We start from the raw sequence: 23558 nt of genomic DNA on the forward strand, positions 1-23558 counted from the left end.
GGCAAGTCACCCCTCGAGCTCTCCACGATCCAGTCGAGGTAGGGACCCAGCGCACCCGCAACGGGAGCGTGACCATCAGGCGTGTCGACCATCCCGATGGTCCCTCCGGCGTGCAGCACGAACACGCTGTCGCTCATCGCAGGACCCGCCGGTGATGGCCCCAACACACCGCTCGAAGCAGCGGCATCACACCTCTTCTCGGCCTGACGACCGGCCGCTTGCTTCCGTTGCGTCGCGCTCGAGGGTCTTGGCGTCAGCCTTCAGCTGCTTCTTCTGCAGCTTCTCGGAACGGCGCATCGCATCCTCGATCCTGGCCTCCATGTCCGTGACCCCGACGACGATGAGGCCGGCCTCGCCCTCGTCGAGGGACTCCCCGAGCTCCTTGAGGTCGTTGCGGCTCATGCCCGCGGCCGCATGGCCAGCCACGGCACCCAGGATTGCCCCACCGGCGGACGTGGCCGCAAGCAGCCCGCTACCGACCGCGGCGAACGGGAAGAGCGCGACGACGAGTCCGGTGGCCAGCCCAGCGCCACCACCGAGCACGCCGCCGACCCGGGTCGGTGTCTCGTGCTTCCGCGTGATCTTGACCTTGCCGTCCGGGCGGCGGTGGATCACCGCGGCGTCGTAGCCGTCCATGAGCTGCTCCTTGGAGTGGAGCTCCTTCACCAGGTCGTAGTCGCTCTCGGCGGACTCCAGGTCGGGGTAGACACCGACCAGGACGGTGAACGTGTCGAACGCCATCAGAGAACCTCCAGTCGATCCGTGCACCCTCCCCGGTCGGTACTCAGGCTAGCCGCGTTCTGTCCAGTCCGTGCCTCGCAGCTGCCCACGTCCTCGACGTCGCAGCCAGCGTGGAAAGGTCATCGGGGAAACCGCGCGGGCGGTCCCCGTCACACGTTGAAGCGGAACTCGACCACGTCGCCGTCCTGCATGACGTAGTCCTTGCCCTCGATCCGCACCTTGCCGGCCGCCTTGGCGGCAGCCATCGACCCGGCCGCCACCAGGTCGTCGAACGACACGACCTCGGCCTTGATGAACCCGCGCTGGAAGTCGGTGTGGATGACCCCCGCCGCCTGCGGCGCGGTCCAGCCCTTGCCGATCGTCCACGCGCGCGCCTCCTTCGGCCCGGCGGTCAGGTAGGTCTGCAGCCCGAGCGTGTGGAAGCCCTGCCGTGCCAGCTGGTTCAGGCCCGACTCCTTGGCGCCGAAGCTCTCCAGCAGCTCGAGCGCCTCGTCCGGCTCCATGTCCATCAGGTCCATCTCGAGCTTGGCGTTGAGGAACACCGAGTCCGCCGGGGCCACGTGCGCCTTCAGCCGCTCCTGCAGCTCCACGTCGGCGAGCTGGTCCTCATCGAGGTTGAAGACGAAGATGAAGGGCTTCGTGGTCAGCAGACCCAGCCCCTTCGCCTCGGCCAGGTCGACCCCGGAAGCCGGCCCAGCGGCATACAGCGTCCTGCCCTCCTCGAGCACCCGCTGAGCCGCGAGCGCGTTGCCGAGGGCCGCCTTCTTGTCCTTGTTGATCCGCGCCTCCTTCTCGAGGCGGGGCACCGCCCTCTCGAGGGTCTGGAGGTCCGCGAGGACCAGCTCGGTGTGGATCGTCTCGATGTCGCCCTCGGGGCTGATCTTGCCGTCGACATGGGCGACGTCGTCGTCGTTGAAGACCCGCACGACCTGGCAGATCGCGTCCGACTCGCGGATGTTGGCGAGGAACTTGTTGCCGAGCCCCTCCCCCTCACTCGCGCCACGCACGAGCCCGGCGATGTCGACGAAGCTCACCGTCGCGGGCAGGATCCGCTCGGACCCGAAGATCTCGGCCAGCACACCGAGCCGCTCGTCGGGCAGCGGCACGACGCCGATGTTCGGCTCGATCGTCGCGAACGGGTAGTTCGCCGCGAGCACGGTGTTCTTGGTCAGCGCGTTGAAGAGCGTCGACTTGCCGACGTTGGGGAGTCCGACGATTCCGATGGTGAGTGCCACGGGGTCAAGAGTTTAGTCGGCGTGTGGCCGGCCCAGGACCATGCCGTATGCCGCTGAGCTCGCTTCCCCACGCACGCCCGGTCCCACCCGGGCTCAGTGGGTCGGGTCAACCAACCGGAAGTATGCAGGCGCGTGAGCACGGGGGGTGCGGTTGTGCGCTCTGGTTCCGGTTGGTTGACCCATCGACGGCTACTCGGTCGCGATCGCGTCGAGGACCTTCATCCGGGACGCCCGGATGGCTGGGACGATGGCGGCGAGGACGCCGAAGATGACCGCCACGGCAAGGAAGGCGACCAGGCTGCCAACCGGCAGCGCCAGCTCGGTCAGGTCGTCGGAGAGGGACTGGCGCAGCAGGACCCCGATGGCCAGGCCCAGCCCCATGCCGAGCAGTGCTCCGAGCAGGGCGATCGCCACCGACTCGAGGGTGACCATCCGCCTCAGCCGGCGCCTGCTCAGGCCGACCGCCCGCAGCAGGCCGATCTCGCGGGTGCGCTCGAGGACGCTGAGGCCGAGGGTGTTGACGATGCCGATGACCGCGATGATGACGGCGAGCGCCAGGAGGGCATAGATGATCGCCAGCAGCTGGTTGATCTGGCCGCTCGTCGTCTCGGTGAACTCCACCTTGTCCTGGACCGACACGATCGGGATGTCCTTGACGACCCTGTCGAGCGCCGTCTGGACAGCCGCCAGATCGGCCCCCTCGTCGACGTTGATGCTCAGCGTGACGTCGCTGCGCTTGAGACCGGCCTGCTCGAGGACCGACATCGGGACGGAGATCGAGCCCGTGGCATAGGAGGACTCGAAGATGCCGGCGACCTCCAGGTCGATGGACTTGCCGCCCGGGAAGGCGACGGCGAGGGTGTCCCCGACCCCGACGGAGTGCTGGACGGCGGTGTCCTTGGTCAGGAGCACCTCGTCACCGGAGATCGCCTGCGTCCCCTGCACCATGTCGAGCTGGTAGATCTGGCCGAAGCTCTCGTCGTTGCCGGTCACGGTGGCCTGCTCGCCGCCGATCAGCGCGGGGGTGTACTGCTGCCGGCTGACCGTCGCGACGCCGTCGACGCGCTCCATCTGGTCGCCGATGCTCGTCGGGAAGCTCTGGAAGGTCGGCGACTGCACGAGGAAGTCGCTGCGGAACTGCTCGTCGATCAACGCGGCGTTGGTCTTGTCGGTGGAGGCTGCCAGCACGGCGACGGCTGACACGACGGCGAGGCCGATCATCAGTGCCGAGGCCGTCGCACCCGTCCGCCGCGGGTTGCGCAGCGCGTTCTCGCCGGCGAGGCGGCCCGCCGTGCCGAAGAGGCGGCCGAAGACGGCCCGGCACGCGACCAGCACAGGGTGGCCGAGGACGGGAGCCATCACCGCGACGGTGACGACCCAGATCACCGCGCCGGCGCCGATCCAGAGGGCGCTGCTGCCCGGCGCGTCGGCGAACCCGGCTACGACGAGCGCGCCGCCGACGACCAGGGCGATGGTGCCGAAGACCAGCCTGCGGTGCAGGCCCTTCTCCTGGACGGTCAGGTCGTCCCGCAGCGCCGCGACCGGCGAGACCTTCGACGCCCGGCGTGCCGGCACGAGGGCGGCCACCATGGTGACGATGATCCCGACCACGTACGCCGCCACGACGGTGCCGAGGTTCAGCGTGAGAACGTCGCCGGAGATGTCGAGGCCGATGGCCCGGAAGACCGCGGCGAGCGCGCGCGAGAGGCCGAGCCCGAGGAGGAGGCCGAGCGTGCTGCCGACGAGGGCCATGAGGAAGGCCTCGACGAGCACCGACCGGGTCACCTGCTTCTTGCTCGCCCCGAGGGCTCGCAGCAGGGCGGACTCGCGCACGCGCTGGCCCACGAGGATCGAGAACGTGTTGAAGATGATGAACGCGCCGACGACGATCGCGATGACCGCGAAGGCGGTGAGGAAGATCGAGAAGACACCGAGGAACTGCCCGACCTGGTCCTGGGACTCGGCCACGACCTCGTCGCCGGTGACGGCGGTGAACCCCGTCGGGACGACCTTCTTGGCGGCGACGGCGAGGTCACCCTGGGTCACCCCGTCGGCGGCAGTGAGGGCCACGGACGTGAAGCCGTCCTGCCCGCCGAGGAAGATGTCCTGGGCCTGCCCCGTCTCGAGGAGCACGAGGGTCGCCCCGGCCGTGCCGCCGCCGTTGAGGTTGCCGGTCCCGACCAGCTCGAACGTCCTCCGCGGCTCGCCGAAGGGCACGATGAGCGACACGGTGTCGCCGATCCGGTAGGTGCCGCGCTCGGCCGAGGAGGCGTCGAGGGCCACCTCGCCGGCTCGTTCCGGCCAGCGGCCCGACTCGAGCTCCAGGACCGGCTCACCGAGCATGTTCTCGCTCTCGGCGTAGTTGAAGGCAAGGGTCGGGGCACCCTGCCCGCCGACCACCTTGCCGTCCTTGCCGAGCAGGTAGGAGCCCAGGCCGTCGACGGACCCCGCCGCCCTGGCCACTTCGGGCAGCGCGTCGAGCCGCGCGACGTCGTCAGGCGTCAGCAACGCTGAGGTCCCAGCTCCCGAGGCCTCGAACGAGGCCTCGCCCTCGGTGCGGACCACCCCGTCCTGCGTCGAGCCCTTGATGATGTTGTCGAAGGTGGCGTTGAGTCCGCTGCTGAAGGTCATCACGCCGGCGAGGAAGCCGATGCCGAGCACGATGGCGAGCGTGCTCATGAGGAGGCGCAGCTTGCGCGCCACGAGGTTGCGCCAGGTCAGGCGGAGCATGGTCAGCCCGCCACCTTCGCGTCGACGCTGCCCCGCTGGGCGGCCGACTTGGCCGCGGCGGCGTCGTGGAGCCGCGCCATTCGCTCGAGGATCTGGTCGCGGTCCGGAGCGCGCAGCTCGTCGACGATCCGGCCGTCGGCGAGGAACAGCACCCGGTCGGTGTACGACGCCGCGACGGGGTCGTGCGTGACCATGACGACGGTCTGGCCGAACTCGTCGACGCTGCGACGCAGGAAGCCGAGCACCTCCGCCCCGCTCGTGCTGTCGAGGTTGCCGGTGGGCTCGTCGGCGAAGACGATCGAGGGCTTGCTCACCAGGGCGCGGGCACAGGCCACGCGCTGCTGCTGGCCGCCGGACAGCTCGGCGGGCCGGTGCCCGAGGCGTGGGCGGAGACCGACCGCGTCAACCACCTCGTCGAACCACGCCTGGTCGGGCTTGCGGCCCGCGAGGCTGAGCGGCAGGACGATGTTCTCCTCGGCGGTGAGGGTGGGCACGAGGTTGAAGGCCTGGAACACGAAGCCGATCCGCTCACGTCGCAGCGCGGTCAGGTCGTTGTCCTTCAGCTGCCCCAGCGCGATGCCGTCGACGACGGCATCGCCCGAGGTCGGGGTGTCGAGTGCGGCGAGACAGTGCATGAGCGTCGACTTGCCGGAGCCCGAGGGGCCCATCACGGCCGTGAACTCACCGCGGTTCAGGTCGACGGTCACCCCGTCGAGGGCCCGGACCTGGGCCTCGTCCTGCCCGTAGGTCTTCACCAGGTCGACGGCGCTCGCCGCCGCCCCGCGGTTGTCGGTCAGGTCGGTCATCGTGGGTCCCCCCGTTTCGTGGATTCGTCGTTCAACTCGGTGAGTCTGGCAACCCAGTCCAGCCACGGGCATCAGGGATCCGCCCCGATCCGACCCTGACGTCAGTGACCCGACCCCGACGGACGTCACCGTCGAGCGCAGGCCGGCCCAGCGGCATACGGCATGCCCGGAGGGACGAGGCTCAGGGGGTCGTGCGCAGGGGACGCACCCCGCACAGCTGGCGCGACTGCGCCACGAGGTTGCCGCCCGAGTCCCAGATCCGGGCGTCCTCCTCGAGCATGCCTCCGGCATAGTTCTCCGTCGACAGGACGACCTGCAGCCAGCCCGGCGCCGGACGCCGCCGGATGTGACCGGTGAACTCGAGGGTCGGCGTCCACCCATAGAGGCCGAGGTCGAAGGCCACCGGGGGGAACGCGTCCAGGGCCAGCGCGAGCAGCGTCGTGTCGGGCTCGCGGTGGTCGCGCAGCCGCAGCCACCCCCGGATCTGCCCCTGCATCGACGGCCTGCCGACCGCCCACCCGGCCGTGGCGGGATCGAGGCGGAGGTCGACCCGGTCGAGGAAGCTGCTGTGCGCGAGGAACTCCGGCGGGGCCTGTTCCGACGAGACGCACTCGTCCGGGGGCGGCAGGTCCGGCGGCGTCGACTGGCGGCTCGCGTCGACGTCGTCGAGGTTGCCGAAGGAGGCGATGGCCCGCATCCGCTCGACCTGCTGGCCGTCGAGGTCCTGCGAGACGCTCACCTCGCCGGTCGACAGGAGACGACCGGTCCGCATGACCTCGGTGGAGGCCGTGAACGGGCCCGGTTGGGACGCGGTCATGAAGTAGGCGCTGACGACGACGGGGTCGACGTGGAGGGTCGTCTCGGTGGGGTCGTGGGACAGGTGCTGCCCGAGGGCCGTGAGCGCCGCCGCCATCACCACTCCGCCGTTGACGGCGTTGCCGATCATCCACCCCTCGCTGAAGGCGCCGTGCCGGGTGGCCGGGGTGCCGCCGGGGTCGATCCGGATGGCCTCGTCGTACTCACTCACACCGTGTGTTCTAGCAGACCGCCCTCCCGGTCCTGGAACCATCCCCCGCCTCACGGCATCTTCCCGGTGAGCCGCTCGAAAGCGGGCTCACGTGTCTCGACCCAAGACACTGGCACTCCCACTGCCACTGCCACTGGCACTGCCACTGGCAAGCCTCGGCGCCACGATGTAGATCCCCGGGCCCGCGTGCCCGCAGGCGCCGCCGTCGTGTCACCGGCAACGCGTCACGGCGCTCGCCGCACTCGCACGGCAAGGCCAACGACGTCAACCCACCGCGGATCCCGCGTGGTGGTCCCGCAGGCTGTCGGCGCAGTCTGGGACGGTGGCGACATGGACGGAGCTGCACTGTTTGCCGGTCTTGTCGTCGGGCTGGTCCTCGGCGGGTTCATCGCCTTCCTTTGGGTGCGAGGCTCCCTCCTGTCGCGGGCGACTGCCGCAGAGGCCGAGCGAGACCTGCTGCAGGTCCGCTTGGCGGACCTCGAGCTGGCCCGCGCGGAGTCCGCTGATGCGGCCGCCCTGCTGGCGCCGCTGCGCGACACGATCGGCCGGGTCGAGCGGCAGGTCGGCGCGCTCGAACGCGACCGGGTGGAGCAGTTCGGCGAGCTGGGCGAGCGCCTCACCGCGGTCAGCCGCTCGACCGAGTCGCTCCGATCGGAGACGGCCACGCTCGCGACCGCACTCAGTGCCTCCTCGGTGCGCGGCGCCTGGGGCGAGGTGCAGCTGCGCCGCGTCCTCGAGCTGTCCGGGCTGTTGGCGCGCTGCGACTTCGACGAGCAGGTCACGCGCACCTCGCGCCATGGTGCGACGGTGCGTCCCGACGCGGTGATCAACCTGCCCGGTGCGCGCCACGTGGTCGTCGACAGCAAGGCGCCGATGTCCCACTTCCTCCAGGCTCAGGCCGAGACCGTCGGGGCGCAGGAGCGCACCGAGCTGTTGGCGGCGCATGCCACCGCCCTGCGACGACACGTCGACTCCCTCGCGGGAAAGGCGTACTGGAGCGCGTTCACACGCTCGCCCGAGGTGGTGGTGTGCTTCGTGCCCGGGGAAGCCATCCTCGGGGCCGCTCTCGCCGACGACCCGGGACTCTACGAGCACGCCCTCGGTCGCAAGGTCGTGCTCGCCTCACCGGGCACCCTGTTCGCCGTCCTGCGCACCATCGGCGCCGTCTGGCAGCAGGACGCCCTGGAGCAGAGTGCGCGTGACCTGCTCGCGCTCGGCCAGGACCTGCACGTGCGCCTGTCGACCCTGGGCACCCACGTCACGTCGATGGGCCAGTCGCTCGCGCGCAGCGTCGAGCACTACAACCGGTTCGTCGGGACGCTCGAGTCGCGCGTCCTCGTCACGGCGCGACGCCTCCACGAGCTCGGGATCGCCCAGGAGCCCGGCGTGGGTCTCGACCCGCTGGAGTCCGCCCCCCGCGCCCTGAGCGCACCGGAGCTGCTGAACGAGCTCGACGAGCTCGGCCGAGCGTCACGCGACGCGGCCCACCTGGCCCGGGAGAGGGCGACCGACACGCCAGCAGCGTCAGCCGAGGCCTCGGCGTAGGACCCGCAAGCCACAACCAGTCCCTGAACGACACGAATGTGGCACGTTACGGCACACCGGGCAGCGGAAAGTGGACTTCCACAGGTTGCCCCCGGACAATTGCCGCGTGCATGGTGGTACACAGTGACCGCGGGCGGGGGGCCCACGCCAGAAGAGGAACGTCCTTCGACGGGACGGCGCATCGGCCCCTATGAGCAGTCGCTCCGCGAGTCGGCCCGTCGCGCAGAGCAGACGCACCGCGCGCGAGTGCGCAAGGCACGGCGTCGGCGAGCGATCATCGCAGCAGTGACCGTCGTCGCCGTCGCCGTCGCTGGCTTCGTCGGCTGGCGACTGCTGGCCCCTGACCCACCACCCACCGGGGTGCCATCCACGGCAGCCGCGCCCCTCTCGTGCGCCGAACCGACGCCGATCAGCATCGCTGTTGCCCCAGCCGTGGCGCCGATCGTCGCCTCGCTCGCCGAGACACTCAGCACGCACGAGGACGGACCGTGTGCCGCCTTCACGATCCAGAATGCTGAAGCCTTCACCGCTGCCCGCACGATCGGCACGTCGGCTGAGCCGGCTGCGTGGGTCACCGACTCGGCGGAGTGGATCAAGCAGGCGCAGTCGCTCGCGGCCCGTGAGCTCACGGTCGAGGCTCCCTTCGCCTCCAGCGGTCTTGTCGTGGCCCTCCCAGCTGCGGCGGCTGATGAGCTGGGCAACCAGGCGACGTGGTCGACGGTCATGACCGGAGCAACGCCGATCCGGGTCCCGGACCCGAACCGTTCCGCCCTCGGTAGCGCATCCCTGGGCGCCGCCGCGCCGGGCCTCCCGCCAGAACGGGTGTCCGAGCTTGCAAGGGCCAATGCCTCGACGCCGATGCCGGATCTCCAAGCTGTCGCCCAGTCGAACACGCCCCTCGGTGTCGTCGTGCCGGCCGCGCAGCTGGTCGCGTTCAACGAGTCGGACTCCCACCAGGACCTCGCTGCGCTGGCGCCGGCCGACGGAGCGGCTTTTCTCCAGTACAGCCTCGTCACGGTCAACGAGAAACCGGAGGTCGCGAAGCTCGTCGCGGACTTTGCCTCCTATCTGACCAGCGAGGAGGCCAAGGAGGCCCTCTCCGAGGCCGGGTTCACCACACCGGACGGCCCCGAGCCCCGGGTCCCGACGCCGCTCCACGGCATGATCACGCAGGCGCCGGCGCCTGAGGCCGTCGTGGTCGCGGACGTCAGGGCCGCATGGACGAGCGTGGCGCCGAAGGATCAGGTCCTGCTCGCCCTCGACGTGTCCGGCTCCATGCTGCGCCGCACTCCGGAGGGCACCCGGCTCGACATCCTGCAGGCGGCGGTCCTGCGCACCATCGCCGGCATTCAGCCTGCCAACACCCTTGCTCTGTGGGCCTACTCGCTCCACATCGGCACCAAGGGGGACGACTTCCGAGTTCTCCGAGGTGTCGGCAAGCTCAGTGACAACAAGCACTTCCTCGCTGTCCGGGAGAGCATCGCCGACCTCGACCGGACGGTGGGCGGTGGGCGCGGTCTCTATGACACGATCGCCGCCGCCTACGAGCAGGCCAGCTCGACGTTCGCCAAGGGCTTCGACAACTCCGTCGTTGTCGTCACGGCTGGGCCCAACGAGGACGACTACGGCGCGTCCCTCGAGATCCTCACCGACCGGATCAACCAGCTCAAGGATCCGGCTCGCCCGGTCCGCGTCGACATCATCGGCTTCGGCACGGAGCCGGATGCCCAGGCGATGACGTCGATCGCGGAGCTGACCGGCGGGCGCTACCTGCCCGCACCGGAGCCGGACGACCTGGCCACGGCCCTGTCGACGGCGCTCGGCGGCTGACCGATCGGTGCAGGCGCCGGGCCACGATCGTCAGTGCAACGAGCCGGCGTCCTCGAACGCGGCGTCGTGGCGCACGGACCCGGCCTCGCTCCCCGAGAGGCGCTTGATGTCGCGGCGCAGCTCGTTGGGCAGGGCGAAGAGGAGTGACTCCTCCGCGGCGACCACCGGCTCCACCGTCTCGTAGCCACGCGCTGCGAGCCACGCCAGCACGTCGCGCACGAGCACCTCGGGCACGCTGGCGCCCGACGTCACGCCAACGGTGGAGACCCCGTCAAGCCAGGCCTCGTCGATCTCGTCGGCGTAGTCGACGAGGTGGCCGGCACGCGCGCCGTGCTCGAGCGCGACCTCGACGAGGCGGACCGAGTTCGACGAGTTGCGCGACCCCACGACGATCATGAGGTCGGTGTCCCTCGCCATCTGCTTGACGGCCCCCTGCCGGTTCTGCGTCGCGTAGCAGATGTCGTCGCTGGGCGGGCTCTGCAGGGCGGGGAACTTCTCCTTGAGGCGCTTGACCGTCTCCATCGTCTCGTCGACCGACAGCGTGGTCTGGGAGAGCCAGACGACCTTCTCGGGGTCGCGGACCGTGACGTTGTCGACGTCGTCGGGTCCCTCGACGAGGGTGATGTGCTCCGGCGCCTCGCCGGAGGTACCGACCACCTCCTCGTGCCCCTCGTGGCCGATGAGGAGGATGTCGTAGTCGTCGTCCGCGAAGCGGACCGCCTCGCGGTGCACCTTGGTCACGAGGGGACACGTCGCGTCAATGGTCTTGAGGCTGCGAGCGCGCGCCTCATCGTGGACGACCGGCGCGACGCCGTGCGCCGAGAAGATGACGGTGGCGCCCTCCGGCACCTCCTCGGTCTCCTCGACGAAGATCGCACCACGCTTCTCCAGAGTGCTGACGACGTGCTTGTTGTGGACGATCTGCTTGCGGACGTAGACCGGCGGCCCGTAGAGCTCGAGCGCCTTCTCCACGGTCACCACTGCGCGGTCGACGCCGGCGCAGTAGCCGCGGGGAGCGGCAAGGAGAACCTTCTTCTCGGGCTGAGTCATGCCTCCATGCTAGGCGGGCTGGTCGTGGCAGCCCCAATCGTGGCCCGTATGCCGCTGGGCTGGGTGATCGTCGTCCACGCCCGCGAGCCCACCCTCGTGATTCCCCGGCTCCTGGGCCGGGAGAGCGCCGGCCAGCACAACGGCAGTGCTGCTCCACGTGCACTGGCCCCCTGATTCGGCAGGCGAATCAGCGTGCGACTGATCTGCATCACACTGATTCGTGATGATGATCAGCGGGCCAGTCGACAGAGGCAGGCCCAGAGGGCTGGCTCCCATGCGACCGACCTCGGCGACATACGACCTATCTTTGGGCTGTGTCCGCGAACCCGTTGCCGCACCCGCTCCCGGAGAAGGCGGCCGACACCACCGCCGAGCGGCCCTGGCCGGTGCGCCTCCTGAGCATCAAGATCGCCGACTACGTCGACCGGATGTCCCAGCTGTGGGTCGAGGGACAGGTCGTGCAGTTCACCCCAAGGGGCGGCACGGCGTTTCTCACCTTGCGCGATCCGGATGTCGACATGTCCCTTTCCGTGTCGGTGCCGATGAATGCCGTCAACGCGATGCCGACTCCCCTGACGCAGGGCGCTCGGGTCGTCCTGCAGGCCAAGCCGACGTTCTGGACCAGGCGCGGGACGCTCCAGCTCGAGGCGCGGCAGATCCGTCCCGTCGGCATCGGAGACCTGCTGGCCCGGGTGGAGATGCTCAAGCGGACCCTGGCGGCCGAAGGCGTCTTCGATGCCGAGCGCAAGCGGTCGATCCCGTTCCTGCCACGGCGGGTCGGTCTGGTGACGGGCCGCAACTCGGCGGCCGAGAAGGATGTCGTCGAGAACGCGCGGCGGCGCTGGCCCGCCGTCCGCTTCGAGATCCGGGCGGTCGCGGTTCAGGGCAGCGCCGCCGTCACCGAGGTCGTAGCGGCCCTCGCCGACCTCGATGCCATGACGGACGTGGACGTCATCGTCATCGCACGTGGGGGTGGGGCCCTCGAGGAGCTGTTGCCCTTCTCCAACGAGGCGATGATCCGGGCCGTGGCGGCGGCCCGAACGCCGGTCATCAGCGCCATTGGCCACGATGTCGACCAGCCGCTGCTCGACCTCGTCGCCGACTGGCGTGCGTCGACGCCGACGGATGCCGGCAAGAAGGTCGTCCCCGACGCCGCACGCGAGCTGGCCCTGGTCGCGGGCAGCCGTGACCGCCTGCGCACCGCTGCCTCCCGGCGGCTCGAGGCCGAGCGGCGGGGCCTGCGCTCCCTGGTCAGCCGTCCCGTGCTCGCGGACCCCGTCGCCCACGTCCGCGTCCGACGGGAAGAGCTCGCGGGCCTGCGCGAGCGTTCGGCACTGCGAGTGGAGGCGAGGCTGCACCGAGCGGTAGACCAGGTCGAGCACCTCCGTCGTCAGGTCGTCGCCCTCTCGCCGCAGTCGACCCTGGACCGCGGATACGCCGTCGTCCAGCACCGGGACGGTCGCGTCGTGATGGACCGCGAGGACGTCGGCGTCGGAGAGCTGCTCCGCGTGAGGGTGGCCAGGGGCGACTTCGGGGTGCGGCCGGTGAGCGACGGCAGCGAGGATGCGCCCTCGCCACGTCCACCTCAGGCTCGCAAGCCACGCAGGTCACCTCCGACGCCGGCGTCATAGGGTGTTCGCCATGGCATCCGGCAATGCTGACGACTCGAAGGCGCTGTTTCCCGAGATCGAGCAGATGCGCTACGAGGACGCGCGTGAGGAGCTCATCGCCATCGTGGCCAAGCTCGAGGCAGGGCAGGTGCCCCTGGAGGACTCCATGCAGCTGTGGCGTCGCGGGGAAGCGCTGGCCGCCCACTGCTCCCACTGGCTCGACGGCGCGCAGGCGGAGATCGAGGGGGCCACTGGAGGACGCGGGGCGGCGTCCCCCAACGGCGCTGGGGAGAACGCCCCTGCGCAGGACTAGCTGTGGACTGGCCGAGCGCAGGGCTCGCCGCCCGTCAGGAGGCGGGACTGACCTCGCGCAGGGCCGCGACGAAGGCCCTGAGCTCGTCCTCGGCCGTCGTGCCCGTCACGACGAGCGTTGTGGCGTCGGAGCCGGCGGCGGGCTCGACGTAGCTGACCTGCGTCCCGGACCGAGAGACGTAGCGCTCGAAGGTCCGGGCGCCGACACTCACCGACCCCTTGCGCGCCCCGTCGTTGACGGACCGCGCGAGCCAGCCGTCCGTCACGTCGGTCGCCTCCTTGAGCGCGATGTCGCCGCCCGCTGGCGTCTCCCACACCGTGGTGAAGGTCAGGACCTTCTCGGTCCCCGGCGCGTACGTCGCGACGGTGGGCACCCAGCCCTCGCCCAGGCCCTGGGGCAGCTCGAGTGGCACTCCGGTCTGCGTCATCGTCGTCCGCGCCTTCGCGAGGGCGTCGACCGGTGGACGGTGCACCTCGTCGATCCGGGGCACGATGGCAACGAGGCCGGCGACGAGCAGACCGATGAACAGCAGGGACCGAAGCATGTTGGGAAGCGAGCCCAGCGAGTAGCGGCTGGGGCGCGCGGCGTCGGTCGTCGACACGGTCTCCGGGACGGTCATGGGACCATCGTCCCCGAGTCCCGCGACCGCTCCAAACCGGTCCCCACGCCCCGATAGGCTGGCGCCGACCGCGACGCCGCAGAGCCGGAGGACCCGATGAAGCACAGCCCACCTGATCGCAACCTTGCCCTGGAACTTGTGCGAGTCACCGAGGCGGCGGCGATGGCGGGTGGTCGCTGGGTTGGCCGGGGTGAGAAGAACAAGGCCGACGGGGCCGCCGTGGAGGCCATGCGAGCGATGATCTCCACGGTGAGCATGAACGGCATCGTCGTCATCGGCGAGGGCGAGAAGGACAACGCCCCCATGCTGTTCAACGGCGAGCAGGTGGGCGACGGGACCGGCCTCGAGTACGACGTCGCCGTCGACCCGATCGACGGGACGACGCTGACGGCCAAGGGCATGCCGAACGCCATCTCCGTGATGGCCGTCGCCAATCGCGGCGCCATGTATGACCCATCCGCCGTGTTCTACATGGACAAGCTGGCAACCGGTCCCGACGCCGCCGACGTGGTCGACATCCGGCTTCCCGTCGCGGAGAACATTCGCCGCGTCGCCAAGGCAAAGCGCGAGACGACGGCCGACGTCACGGTCGTCATGCTCGACCGGCCGCGGCACGACAGGCTTGCAGAGGAGGTCCGGGCGACGGGGGCTCGCATCCGCTACATCACCGACGGCGACGTCGCTGGTGCGGTCATGGCGGCTCGACCCAACACCGGTGTCGACCTGCTGCTCGGTATTGGGGGCACGCCCGAGGGCATCATCGCCGCCTGTGCCATCAAGTGCGTCGGCGGGGTCATCCAGGGCAAGCTCTGGCCCAAGGACGACGAGGAGCGGCAGAAGGCGCTCGACGCCGGCCACGACCTCGACCGCGTCCTGTCCACGGAGGACCTCGTCACGAGCGACTGCTTCTTCGTGGCGACCGGTGTCACGGACGGCGAGCTGCTTCGCGGAGTCCGCTACGGCAGCAACTCCGCACGGACGAACTCCCTCGTCATGCGTTCCCGCAGCGGGACGATTCGTACCATCGAGAGCGAGCACAACTTCAGCCGTCCAGGCTGGTTCGGCAGCGCCGACATGATCGAGGACTGAAGGGCAGGGCCGTGACCGACCGCCGCCCCCTCGGCAGTGCGCGCGGTGGCCGCACGCTCGTCATCGGCGAGGCGCTCATCGATGCCGTGGCCACCGCCGACGGGGTCGTGGAGGGTGACGGAGGCACGGACTCCGGTAGCGCCGTCGAGCACGTCGGCGGCAGCCCCGCGAACGTCGCCCTCGGCCTCGCCGCCCTCGACCACCCGGTCTCACTCGCGACGTGGATCGCGACGGACGATCACGGCAACCGGATCGCGGATCACTGCCGTGAGCGGGGACTGGAGCTGACCCCCGGGTCACAGGGCGCCCCATTCACCTCCGTCGCGCGCGCCACCATCGACGGCAGCGGCGGTGCGACGTACCGGTTCGAGCTGGAGTGGCAGCTGGCCGCCGTTCCCGGGTTGACGGAGTACGGCCACGTGCACACGGGCAGCATCGCGGCGGTGCTCGAGCCCGGTGGCGGCGCCGTTCGTGACACGCTGCGGATGGCGCGCCCCACGGCGACCATCTCCTACGACCCCAACGTCCGGCCCGTGCTCATGGGCGACCCCGTCGAGGTCCGAGGGATCATCGAGGAGTGCGTCGCGCTCTCCGACGTCCTCAAGGTGTCGGAGGAGGACCTGGCCTGGCTGCGCCCCCGCGCTGCCGTGGACGACGTGCTCGCGGAGTGGGCGGGGCTCGGCCCCATCGTGATCGTCGTGACCCGAGGCGGCCAGGGGGCCGTGCTCAGGCTGACGCGGACCGGGGAGACGCACGTCGCGCCCGTCCCTCCAGTCACGGTGGTCGACACGGTGGGGGCCGGGGACTCCTTCATGGCCGGCCTCCTCTCCGGCCTGCTCGAGAGCGGCCTCGCCGGAGGCCCGGCTGCCCGGGAGCGGCTCCGTCGTGCCGATCTCGCCGCCGTCGTCCCCGCGCTCGAGCGCGCGAATGCGACCGCTCGCCTCACGGTGGGCCATGCGGGGGCCCATGCCCCGACGCGGGCCGACCTCGCCCGCGCAGGCGACCTCGACGGCTGACGGGTCATTCGACAAGACGGGCAGTCACAAGCCACAATCGACGGCGAATCCCGCGCCAGGTGCCCGGTGATTCATCTCGTGACGCCCCGTTCCCGGGGCGTACTCATGTAAGGATCCCCGTTGACCAACCCGCACCCTCCACAGCGCCCGTCCTCCCCCTACGACCAGACCCTCACTGAGACGAGGGCGGCACGGAAGGCGCTCGAGGCGCAGATCGCCGCCGCCCGCCGGCGACGTCGAGTCGGCGCGATCGCCGCCGTCGTTGCTCTCGTCGCGGTTCTCGTCGGCGGCGTGACGTGGTTCGTTGGTCGGGACACCTCACCCGCCTCGACCCCCGTCGCCAGCCCCTCCGGCAAGAGCTGTGACACGCTGACGCCGGTCACCCTCTGGGCCGCCCCTTCGATGCAGCGCGCGGCGCACGAGCTCGCCAAGTTCTACCAGAAGCAACCCGACTCGCCCTGCGTGAACTACGAGGTGTTCGCCCGCAAACCGGTCGAGGCCATGCTCGGTCTCGGAAAGGAGCATCCGGAGCGACCCGATGCCTGGATCCCGGACTCCCCGCTCTGGGTCGAGCGGGTCAACCAGATCGCCAAGGTCGGCGCCGAGCAGGTGGCGCCGTTCGCCAAGAGCGCCCTCGTCGTCGCCATGGACAGGGCCGAGGCCGCCCAGCTCGAGGGCAAGGCAGCCTGGCTCGAGCTCGTTGCATCGGACACGCCCATCCGCCTGAGCGACCCGAGGAGCACGACGGCGGGCATGCTGACGCTCTCGACGACGTTGCCGCTGCTCAGCAAGGAGCAGGGTCGGGTGATCATCCCGAAGCTGGCCCAGCAGATGGCTGCCTCGGATGACCAGCTCTTCGAGACCTACCTGACCAAGCCGGACGAGGCCATGGCCTTCCCGACGTCGGAGGCCTCCCTGGCTCAGCACAACCGCCTCAACCCGAAGAACCAGATGGTCGCGGTCGTCCCGTCGGAGGGAACCCCCTCGTTCGAGTTCAGCCTCGTCACCATGTCCGAGGACCCGGCGCGAAGGCAGGGCATCGAGTCGCTGCGCGAGTTCCTGGGCACCCCCGAGGCAGCCAAGATCATGGCCACGTTCGGACTGCGTTCCACCGCTGTCCCGGTGACCCTGCCGACACCGGAGGGCAGCATCGGCGACATCAAGGCCAGTGCCTCCCCGAACGCCGCCCAGGTGGCCGCGGCGACCGACGTCTGGCAGTCCGCGACGACCGACTTCCAGCTCCTCTCCGTCTTCGACGTCTCCGGCTCGATGAACGAGAAGGTAGGACCGACGACGCGCGTGAAGATCACCCAGGAGGCGGCCGGCATCGCGCTCAACGCGCTGCCCGGATCGACCAAGCTCGGCCTCTGGGTCTTCTCGAGCGACAAGGGGCCGAACGGGGCCGACTACAAGGAGATCGTGCCGATCGGGACGCTCTCGGACGACCAGCACCGGGGCAGGATGGCCGCTGCCGCCGTCTCTCTGGACAAGGAGGTCGAGGGGTGGACCGGTCTCTACGACACGATCTGGGCGGCCTACCAGAAGCTCCAGGCCAACTATGACCCGGAGCGCGTCAACGCCATCGTCATCCTCACGGACGGCAAGAACGAGGACCCGGGCGGCGGCCTCTCCTTCGATCAGCTGATGGCCAACATCCGCAACGCCACGGATCCCAAGAAGCCCATCGCCATCACGACGATCGGAATCGGTCCGGACGTCGACGCCGAGGCGCTGCAGAAGATCTCGCGGAGCTCGTTCTCGGACTTCTACGGCGCGGCCAGCCCCGCTGACATGACGACAGTGCTGGCGAAGGCGCTGTTCGACCACGAGTGCACCGACGGGGTCTGCGTCTGAGCCAAGGCGTGAGGACACGAGCGAGGAACGACCGAGGCCCGGAGCGCCGATTCGGCTCAGACGCCACGCAGTGGGTCTGGGCCGACGTGCAGGGCTGAGGCGCGCCGCCAGGTCGGGTGTGCAGCAGGCTCCCTCGGCTTCTGGACGCCCCGACCCGGCGCAAACCCATGTGGGCGTATGCCGCTGGGCTCGCTCCCGCTCGACCGCAACCTCTCGGTGCGGCCGCCTTCACAACGTTTCGCTCACGCCTACTGGTCTCTGTCCCCTGCACGCGGTAGGAATGAGGCATGTGGGGTGACCCACGTCACGAGGCAAAGCGGTCCAAGTGCACAACTCAGGCGAGGAGTGGCGAATGAGCGGGAACCGTAAACGAGTCGTGCTGGCGGGTGGGGTGGCCGTCGCCATGACCCTTCTGGCGGGGTGTCTGTCGAGCGAGGAGCCGAGCGGGGGCGGGGGGGCAGCCGGCACGGGTGGCTTTGTCGACGGTGGCAGCGCGGACAACGACAAGAAGGTCACCATGCTGGGCACCTTCGGTGGCGACGAGGAGAAGAACTTCCTCGCGGCGCTCGCGCCCTTCGAGAAGTCGAGCGGGATCGACATCCAGTACACCGCCGACCGCGACTTCGCGACGACGATCAAGCAGAAGGTCAACGCGGGCGACGCGCCGGACATCGGGCTCTTCGCCCAGCCGGGTGGCCTGATGGAGTTCGCGACCACGAACAAGGTCCAGCCCCTCGACACGTTCGTCGACGTCGGCGCGCTGGAGTCGTCCCTCGTCCCGGGCCTACTCGACTCGGCGCGCAGCAACGGCCGGGTCTACGGGGCCCCGATGAAGATGGCCGGCAAGAGCCTCGTCTGGTACCCGAAGAAGGCCTACACCGCAGGTGGCTACCCGACCGAGCCGGCCACGACGACGGAGCTGCAGACCGAGATCGCCGACAAGATCAAGGCCAGCGGCACGGCGCCCTGGTGCATGGGCTGGGAGTCGGCCCAGGACACCGGGTGGGTCGGCACCGACTGGATCGAGCAGTACGTGCTGGGCATGCACGGACCAGAGGTCTACGACCAGTGGACCAAGCACGAGATCCCGTTCAACGACGAGCGGATCGTCCAGGCGTTCGACGAGTTCGCCAAGATCGCCAAGGGCGACGGCTACGTGCTCGGCGGCCCGAAGGGCGTGCTCAGCACTCCCTTCGGCGAGGCCATGCTGCCGGCCTTCGCCAACCCGCCACAGTGCTTCCTCGAGCGTCAGGGCAACTTCGTCACCTCCTTCCTGCCGGCCAACGTCCAGGCCAACCTCACCGAGGAGGTCGGGGTCTTCGGCTTCCCGCAGTTCGAGAACGGCTTCGACGGACAGGCGATGGTCGGTGCGGCGGACATCGCGGCGTTGTTCAACGGCAACGACCCCGACGCGCAGGCGGTCTTGAAGTTCCTGTCCTCGCCCGACTTCGGCAAGGAGTGGGCCACGGCTGGCGGCTGGCTGTCCCCGCACAAGACATTCGACTCATCCCTGTACCCGGACGAGACCACCAAGCAGGTCGCCGAGATCGTCGCGAACGCAGACGTCTTCCGCTTCGACGGGTCCGACCTCATGCCCAAGGCCGTCGGCTCGGGGACTTTCTGGTCCGAGCTGATCAAGTGGGAGAACGGTCAGTCCTCCAAGCAGACGGCTGACAACATCGAGGCGAGCTGGCCGAAGTGATGAGTACGCAGACCGTCACTCCTCCGCAACGGGCTGCACCCGATGACGCGTATGCGGCGCTCCGGGCCCGTCCGCGCAAGATCATCATGGGCCTCGTCGGGATGGCCGTGGTCGTCTGGGCCCTGGCCAACCTCTTCCTCGCGTTCGGCTACTACCCGGAGCGGTTCGGCAACAAGATCGTCATAGCCCTGCTCGCGATCGTGGCCGGCGTGGGCGGGGCCGCCCTGCTCTTCTGGTTCCTCAACATGTTCGTCGAGGGCCTGCCGGAGCGGCTCACGCAGGGAGTCATCCCCTACGCCTTCCTGGTGCCGGGCTTCCTCTTCGTGGCCCTGATGCTGATCTACCCGACGTTCCAGTCGGTCAACTACTCGTTCGCCAACTCCGACAGCACCGCCTACGTCGGGCTGCAGAACTACCGCACCATCTTCAGCGACAGCGAGTTCTGGAACGCCATCATCAACAACATCCTGTGGCTGCTCATCGTCCCCGCGTTCGTCGTCGCCTTCGGCGTCGTGGTCGCGGTGCTGTCCGACAAGCTGTCCGCCACGGGAGAGAGGTTCGCCAAGAGCCTGATCTTCCTTCCGATGGCGATCTCGGCCGTGAGCGCCTCGGCGATCTGGCTGCTCATCTACGCCTACAACAACCCCGGTCAGGCGCAGACCGGCCTGCTCAACGCGATCTGGGTGGGACTCGGCGGCGAGCCCCAGGCCTGGCTGCAGATCGAGACGGCCAAGCTCAACTCGATCCTGCTCATGGTCATCCTGATCTGGCTGCAGGCCGGTTTTGCCATGGTCCTGCTCAGCTCGGCCATCAAGGGCGTCCCCGAGGACACGCTCGAGGCCGCGCGCATCGACGGTGCGTCCGAGTGGCAGATATTCTGGAAGGTCGTCATACCGCAGATCATGGGCACGATCATCACCGTCTTCGTCACGGTGTTCATCACGGTGCTCAAGGTCTTCGACATCGTCTACGTCACGACCAACGGTGCCTACAACACCAACGTCATCGCCAACCTCTTCTTCAACAAGCTGTTCGGTGCGAGCGAGGCGGGGCAGGCCACGGCCATCGTCGTCGTCCTGCTCCTGGCGGTGATCCCGCTCATCTGGTTCCAGATCCGGCACTTCCGCAACGAGGAGACGAACCGATGAGTCGCAGGCTCATGAAGGACGGGCGGCCGCTCAGCCCCTTCTCCATCGTCGTCATGGCAGTCCTGGCGCTGCTGTGGTCGATCCCCACCATCGGCCTGTTCGTCACATCGTTCCGCACCCGTGACGAAGCCGCCGCGTCCGGGTGGTGGACGGCCCTGCTCAACCCCTTCTCGTCGGAGTGGACGACGAGCAACTACACCGGCGTCTGGGAGGGGAACGACTTCGCCGCCGGGTTCATCAACAGCATCGCTGTCGCCGTGCCGGCCACGATCATCCCGATCATGTTCGCGGCCTTCGCCGCCTACGCGTTCACGTTCATGCAGTTCCGCTTCAAGGAGTTCCTCTTCCTGCTCATCATCGCCGTCATGGTGGTGCCGATCCACGTCGCGTTCCAGCCGATGCTCAACCTGCTCGGTCCGCGCGGCCTCGGCATCTCCGGTCAGTACATCGCGGTCTGGCTGCTGCACACCGGCTTCGGCATGCCGCTGTGCATCTACGTCCTCCGCAACTACATGACCACCCTGCCGGCGAGTGTCGTCGAGTCGGCCAAGATCGATGGAGCAACCCACTTCCAGACCTTCTGGCGGCTCGTGGCCCCGATGTCGATCCCCGCCATCGCGGCGTTCGCGACGCTCCAGTTCCTCTGGGTGTGGAACGACCTGCTCGTCGCCAAGCTCTTCCTCAACGCCGACAACGCCACAGTCATCGTCAAGCTCCAGCAGCTGCTCGGTACGCAGGGCCAGGGTCAGGAGCTGCTCACCGCCGGGGCCTTCATCTCGATCATCATCCCGATGATCGTCTTCGTGGCCCTCCAGCGGTACATGGTCCGAGGCATGACCTCGGGCGCGGTGAAGGGCTGAGACCCACCCACGGCCCGGCCACGAACCTGCCCTCCCAGCGCAACTAGGCTGGGAGGGCACGTTCGTATGCCGCTGAGCGCAGCGGCATACGGCAGCGTCGTCCCAGCCCGCCAAAGACCCAAGGAGACCTCCGTGGCCGAGTTCGCCTACGAGGACCTGTTGCCGATCGGCAGCGACGAGACGCCGTACCGGCTGCTCACGACGGAGGGGGTGCGCACGGTCGACGGCCCCGGTGGACGCGCTTTCCTCGAGGTGGACCCGGAGGCGCTGCGGTTGCTGACGGAGACGGCGATGCACGACATCGCCCACTACCTGCGCCCCGGGCACCTCCAGCAGCTCGCCAACATCCTCGACGACCCCGAGGCGAGCAACAACGACAAGTTCGTCGCCCTCGACCTGCTCAAGAACGCCAACATCGCGGCCGGTGGCGTGCTGCCGATGTGCCAGGACACGGGCACGGCGATCGTCATGGGCAAGCGTGGCCAGCAGGTGCTGACTCCCGGTGTCGACGAGGAGGCGATCAGTCGCGGGGTCTATGACGCGTACACCCGGCTCAACCTGCGCTACTCCCAGATGGCACCGGTGACGACGTGGGACGAGCGGAACACCGGGTCGAACCTGCCCGCCCAGGTCGAGCTCTACGCCGACACCACGCCGGGTCACGAGACGACCTACAAGTTCCTGTTCATGGCCAAGGGTGGCGGCTCGGCCAACAAGAGCTACCTCTACCAGGAGACGAAGGCGATCCTCAACGAGGAGTCGATGATGCGCTTCCTCGACGAGAAGCTCCGCTCCTTGGGGACCGCTGCCTGTCCGCCCTACCACCTCGCCATCGTCATCGGCGGCACGAGCGCCGAGTTCGCTCTGAAGACAGCGAAGTACGCGTCCGCGAAGTACCTCGACACGCTGCCGAAGCAGGGGTCGATGACGGCGCACGGGTTCCGCGACACCGAGCTCGAGGAGAAGGTGCTCGAGCTGACCCGGCAGCTCGGCATCGGGGCGCAGTTCGGCGGCAAGTACTTCTGCCACGACGTGCGTGTCGTGCGGCTACCGCGGCACGGGGCTTCGCTGCCGGTGGCGATCGCGGTGTCGTGCTCGGCCGACCGTCAGGTGCTCGGCAGGATCACACCGGAGGGCGTGTTCATCGAGCAGCTGGAGACCGACCCGGCGCGGTTCCTGCCCGACCAGACGCACGAGGGTCTCGAGGGGCTGGGTGAGCACGCGGGGGACGCGGTCGGCGTCTCCTCGACCAGCAAGAACGTCGTCGTCAAGGTCGATCTCAACCAGCCGATGGAGGACATCCTCGCCGAGCTGACGAAGCACCCGGTCAAGACGCGGCTGTCGCTGACCGGGCCCCTGGTCGTGGCGCGCGACATTGCCCACGCCAAGATCAAGGAGCGGCTCGACGCGGGTGAGGGGATGCCGCAGTACCTCAAGGACCACCCGGTCTACTACGCCGGGCCGGCCAAGACTCCGGCAGGGATGCCGTCGGGGTCCTTCGGGCCCACGACGGCTGGCCGGATGGACTCCTACGTCGACCAGTTCCAGGCCGCCGGCGGGTCGAGGATCATGCTGGCCAAGGGCAACCGGAGCAAACAGGTGACCGATGCGTGCGCGGTCCACGGTGGCTTCTACCTCGGCTCGATCGGTGGGCCGGCCGCTCGGCTGGCGCAGGACTGCATCAAGAAGGTCGAGGTGCTCGAGTACGAGGAGCTCGGCATGGAGGCGGTCTGGCGGATCGAGGTGGAGGACTTCCCTGCGTTCATCGTCGTGGACGACAAGGGCAACGACTTCTTCGCCGAGGTGAGCAAGCCCGTGGCGTTCACGATCCAGAAGCGGGAGGGACTGCGGTGACAGCCAAGATCGAGAACCCGACCGGGTTCGACGACCTGCTGGACAAGAACCGCTCCTACGCCGAGAACTTCCATCTCTCCGGCTTCGACGGCATCGCGAAGGCGGGAGTGGCGATCGTCACGTGCATGGACTCGCGCATCGACCCGCTCGGGATCATCGGGCTCGAACCCGGCGACGCGAAGATCTTCCGCAACCCGGGAGGGCGCGTCACGGAGGCGGCACTCGAGGCGCTGGTGCTTGCCACGCACCTGCTCAACGTGAACCGGATCCTGGTCGTGCCGCACACCCGGTGCGCGATGACGTCGAGCACCGAGAACGAGCTGCGCCACCGGATCACCGAGCTGTCGGGGACCGATGCGTCATGGCAGAGCTTCGGGGTCATCGATGACCAGGTCCAGAAGCTGCGTGAGGACCTGGCCAAGGTCCGGTCGCACCCCCTCATCCCCAACTCGGCCCTCGTCGGCGGCTTCATCTACGACGTCGACACCGGCCTGCTCCAACCCGTCGCCTGACCACGGACCGCGACCGC

20 protein-coding genes are annotated in these 23558 nt (G+C 69.1%); 13 read left to right on the forward strand and 7 right to left on the reverse strand.

The features are described from left to right. Window positions 1-186: 186 nt before the first annotated feature. The 5 genes from VJN29_RS07460 to VJN29_RS07480 form a co-directional block, all read right to left on the reverse strand. Window positions 187-741 carry a DUF1269 domain-containing protein gene (locus VJN29_RS07460; protein WP_324142994.1) on the reverse strand — a complete coding sequence of 185 codons (555 nt, stop codon included), beginning with the start codon at window positions 739-741 and terminating at the stop codon, window positions 187-189. Window positions 742-890: 149 nt separating this feature from the next. Continuing rightward, window positions 891-1976, reverse strand: a complete 1086-nt coding sequence (gene ychF / locus VJN29_RS07465; protein WP_324142995.1) for a redox-regulated ATPase YchF — start codon at window positions 1974-1976, stop codon at window positions 891-893. Window positions 1977-2165: 189 nt separating this feature from the next. After that, window positions 2166-4706, reverse strand: coding sequence for an ABC transporter permease (locus VJN29_RS07470; protein ID WP_324142996.1), 2541 nt, complete (start codon window positions 4704-4706; stop codon window positions 2166-2168). A 2-nt stretch (window positions 4707-4708) separates the two neighbouring features. Next, window positions 4709-5512, reverse strand: coding sequence for an ABC transporter ATP-binding protein (locus VJN29_RS07475; protein WP_324142997.1), 804 nt, complete (start codon window positions 5510-5512; stop codon window positions 4709-4711). 181 nt (window positions 5513-5693) lie between these two features. After that, window positions 5694-6539 (reverse strand): thioesterase family protein, encoded by an 846-nt coding sequence (locus VJN29_RS07480; RefSeq protein ID WP_324142998.1) that lies wholly within the window; start codon window positions 6537-6539, stop codon window positions 5694-5696. Between the two features lie 330 nt (window positions 6540-6869). Here VJN29_RS07480 and VJN29_RS07485 point away from each other — a divergent pair, with 330 nt between their 5' ends. Both VJN29_RS07485 and VJN29_RS07490 read left to right on the forward strand, forming a co-directional pair. After that, the gene (locus VJN29_RS07485; RefSeq protein ID WP_324142999.1) at window positions 6870-8084 is read left to right on the forward strand and encodes a DNA recombination protein RmuC; all 1215 of its coding nucleotides are present in this window, start codon (window positions 6870-6872) and stop codon (window positions 8082-8084) included. Between the two features lie 123 nt (window positions 8085-8207). Beyond that, window positions 8208-9914, forward strand: a complete 1707-nt coding sequence (locus VJN29_RS07490; RefSeq protein ID WP_324143000.1) for a substrate-binding domain-containing protein — start codon at window positions 8208-8210, stop codon at window positions 9912-9914. Window positions 9915-9944: 30 nt separating this feature from the next. Here VJN29_RS07490 and VJN29_RS07495 read toward each other — a convergent pair whose 3' ends face one another. Then, window positions 9945-10964, reverse strand: a complete 1020-nt coding sequence (locus tag VJN29_RS07495) for a 4-hydroxy-3-methylbut-2-enyl diphosphate reductase (protein WP_324143001.1) — start codon at window positions 10962-10964, stop codon at window positions 9945-9947. 24 nt (window positions 10965-10988) lie between these two features. Between VJN29_RS07495 and VJN29_RS07500 the strand changes: the two genes are divergently transcribed. The 3 genes from VJN29_RS07500 (at window position 10989) to VJN29_RS07510 (ending at window position 12887) form a co-directional block, all read left to right on the forward strand. Beyond that, window positions 10989-11138: a hypothetical protein gene (locus tag VJN29_RS07500; protein ID WP_324143002.1), complete on the forward strand. Its 150-nt coding sequence runs from the start codon at window positions 10989-10991 to the stop codon at window positions 11136-11138. A 140-nt stretch (window positions 11139-11278) separates the two neighbouring features. Then, on the forward strand, window positions 11279-12595 hold the full coding sequence (gene xseA, locus VJN29_RS07505; RefSeq protein ID WP_324143003.1) for an exodeoxyribonuclease VII large subunit: 1317 nt from the start codon (window positions 11279-11281) through the stop codon (window positions 12593-12595). Window positions 12596-12605: 10 nt separating this feature from the next. Then, a complete protein-coding gene (locus VJN29_RS07510; protein WP_324143004.1) occupies window positions 12606-12887 on the forward strand; it encodes an exodeoxyribonuclease VII small subunit in 282 nt (93 codons plus the stop codon). Between the two features lie 34 nt (window positions 12888-12921). Here VJN29_RS07510 and VJN29_RS07515 read toward each other — a convergent pair whose 3' ends face one another. Continuing rightward, complete coding sequence (locus tag VJN29_RS07515; protein ID WP_324143005.1) at window positions 12922-13506, reverse strand: DUF4245 domain-containing protein; 585 nt, start codon at window positions 13504-13506, stop codon at window positions 12922-12924. 96 nt (window positions 13507-13602) lie between these two features. Between VJN29_RS07515 and glpX the strand changes: the two genes are divergently transcribed. From glpX to VJN29_RS07555, 8 genes are all read left to right on the forward strand, one after another. Next, window positions 13603-14595: a class II fructose-bisphosphatase gene (gene glpX, locus VJN29_RS07520; protein ID WP_324143006.1), complete on the forward strand. Its 993-nt coding sequence runs from the start codon at window positions 13603-13605 to the stop codon at window positions 14593-14595. 11 nt (window positions 14596-14606) lie between these two features. Continuing rightward, window positions 14607-15611: a PfkB family carbohydrate kinase gene (locus VJN29_RS07525; protein ID WP_324143007.1), complete on the forward strand. Its 1005-nt coding sequence runs from the start codon at window positions 14607-14609 to the stop codon at window positions 15609-15611. A 120-nt stretch (window positions 15612-15731) separates the two neighbouring features. Next, window positions 15732-17465 carry a substrate-binding domain-containing protein gene (locus tag VJN29_RS07530; protein ID WP_324143008.1) on the forward strand — a complete coding sequence of 578 codons (1734 nt, stop codon included), beginning with the start codon at window positions 15732-15734 and terminating at the stop codon, window positions 17463-17465. A gap of 352 nt (window positions 17466-17817) precedes the next feature. Beyond that, on the forward strand, window positions 17818-19167 hold the full coding sequence (locus tag VJN29_RS07535) for an ABC transporter substrate-binding protein (protein ID WP_324143009.1): 1350 nt from the start codon (window positions 17818-17820) through the stop codon (window positions 19165-19167). Then, complete coding sequence (locus VJN29_RS07540; RefSeq protein WP_324143010.1) at window positions 19167-20315, forward strand: sugar ABC transporter permease; 1149 nt, start codon at window positions 19167-19169, stop codon at window positions 20313-20315. Before VJN29_RS07535 ends, VJN29_RS07540 begins: the two co-directional genes overlap by 1 nt. After that, the gene (locus tag VJN29_RS07545; protein ID WP_324143011.1) at window positions 20312-21175 is read left to right on the forward strand and encodes a carbohydrate ABC transporter permease; all 864 of its coding nucleotides are present in this window, start codon (window positions 20312-20314) and stop codon (window positions 21173-21175) included. Before VJN29_RS07540 ends, VJN29_RS07545 begins: the two co-directional genes overlap by 4 nt. A 132-nt stretch (window positions 21176-21307) precedes the next feature. Then, on the forward strand, window positions 21308-23029 hold the full coding sequence (locus VJN29_RS07550; RefSeq protein ID WP_324143022.1) for a fumarate hydratase: 1722 nt from the start codon (window positions 21308-21310) through the stop codon (window positions 23027-23029). Beyond that, the gene (locus VJN29_RS07555) at window positions 23026-23541 is read left to right on the forward strand and encodes a carbonic anhydrase (protein WP_324143012.1); all 516 of its coding nucleotides are present in this window, start codon (window positions 23026-23028) and stop codon (window positions 23539-23541) included. The genes VJN29_RS07550 and VJN29_RS07555 overlap by 4 nt, the downstream gene beginning before the upstream one ends. Window positions 23542-23558: the final 17 nt, after the last annotated feature.

This window comes from Intrasporangium sp., assembly GCF_035280925.1.
Lineage (GTDB): Bacteria > Actinomycetota > Actinomycetes > Actinomycetales > Dermatophilaceae > Intrasporangium.

Coding starts and splice junctions, on each gene's coding strand:
- VJN29_RS07460 (WP_324142994.1), bottom strand. CDS start 741: ATGGCGTTCGACACGTTCACCGTCCTGGTCGGTGTCTACCCCGACCTG.
- VJN29_RS07470 (WP_324142996.1), bottom strand. CDS start 4,706: ATGCTCCGCCTGACCTGGCGCAACCTCGTGGCGCGCAAGCTGCGCCTC.
- VJN29_RS07475 (WP_324142997.1), bottom strand. CDS start 5,512: ATGACCGACCTGACCGACAACCGCGGGGCGGCGGCGAGCGCCGTCGAC.
- VJN29_RS07485 (WP_324142999.1), top strand. CDS start 6,870: ATGGACGGAGCTGCACTGTTTGCCGGTCTTGTCGTCGGGCTGGTCCTC.
- VJN29_RS07495 (WP_324143001.1), bottom strand. CDS start 10,964: ATGACTCAGCCCGAGAAGAAGGTTCTCCTTGCCGCTCCCCGCGGCTAC.
- VJN29_RS07510 (WP_324143004.1), top strand. CDS start 12,606: ATGGCATCCGGCAATGCTGACGACTCGAAGGCGCTGTTTCCCGAGATC.
- VJN29_RS07515 (WP_324143005.1), bottom strand. CDS start 13,506: ATGACCGTCCCGGAGACCGTGTCGACGACCGACGCCGCGCGCCCCAGC.
- glpX (WP_324143006.1), top strand. CDS start 13,603: ATGAAGCACAGCCCACCTGATCGCAACCTTGCCCTGGAACTTGTGCGA.
- VJN29_RS07535 (WP_324143009.1), top strand. CDS start 17,818: ATGAGCGGGAACCGTAAACGAGTCGTGCTGGCGGGTGGGGTGGCCGTC.
- VJN29_RS07540 (WP_324143010.1), top strand. CDS start 19,167: ATGAGTACGCAGACCGTCACTCCTCCGCAACGGGCTGCACCCGATGAC.
- VJN29_RS07545 (WP_324143011.1), top strand. CDS start 20,312: ATGAGTCGCAGGCTCATGAAGGACGGGCGGCCGCTCAGCCCCTTCTCC.